Raw genomic sequence first — 814 nt, 5'->3', positions numbered from 1 at the left:
AATGTACCACGAGCTAAATATACCAGCGCCATAGATGCCGCCGCACTGGTTACAGGGTTGCCACAAAATGCGGATAACGGTGGGTCATAAGATTTGATGTAAATAGCCCCTAAATGGCTCATGATCAACGCGCGAGCCAGCTGTTCTTCGTCGTTTTGGAATGCTTCTGCCGCAACTACAACTGGCATTGTAGCGGCAATACCTTGGTTCCCACTGCCGAAATTGCTCATGGCTGGCAACGTCGCCCCTCCCATGCGAGCATCAGACGCCGCGGATGTCATCATCTGTATACGACTCATTAAGTCATTGCCCAATAAGCCTTGCTCGATGTTGCCTTTTAGCGTGCGTCCAATTTCTAGGCCGTAACCTCGGTCGATACCTTCTTGAGCCAGCAAGGTATTTAGCTCTGCAGCTTGGAGAATAAATTTGATCTCTTCAAAAGGCGCTTGAGTGGCAAACTCATAGATTTGTTTGATCGAAATATCCACACCTTCACAAACGGAAGCGGTCGCAACGCGTTGCTGTGATGGGGCATCAAAAATCACGTCGCCATTACGCATGATCTGAAGAATGTTGGTGTGACCGCCACTGATCGTGACCGAAACAACATCGTCACCAGAAGTGAGCGTTACGCTGCAATAAATGAATTCTTGCGTATCCATGCGCGCTACAGTTACCCGCTCTTCATCTATCAATTGTTGCGCAGCAGCGACATCCTGCTCATTAATCCGAGCCAACACTTCCAGTTCTGCTGTTGGGTCACCAGCTAATGCACCAACTGAGGCGGCAATTTTGAGGCCTATCTTGCCCGTTC

The 814-nt window shown here is 49.4% G+C and carries 1 protein-coding gene; it reads right to left on the bottom strand.

The genetic code is table 11. The features are described from left to right. Positions 1 to 814: serine dehydratase subunit alpha family protein (locus tag R7O13_RS25810; RefSeq protein ID WP_318305066.1), on the bottom strand; the 814-nt coding region annotated here is incomplete at both ends.

The sequence above is a fragment of the Vibrio sp. Y176 genome (assembly GCF_033438945.1).
Note: the sequence above shows the minus strand (reverse complement) of the source record. Positions and strands in the feature narration are given on the sequence as shown.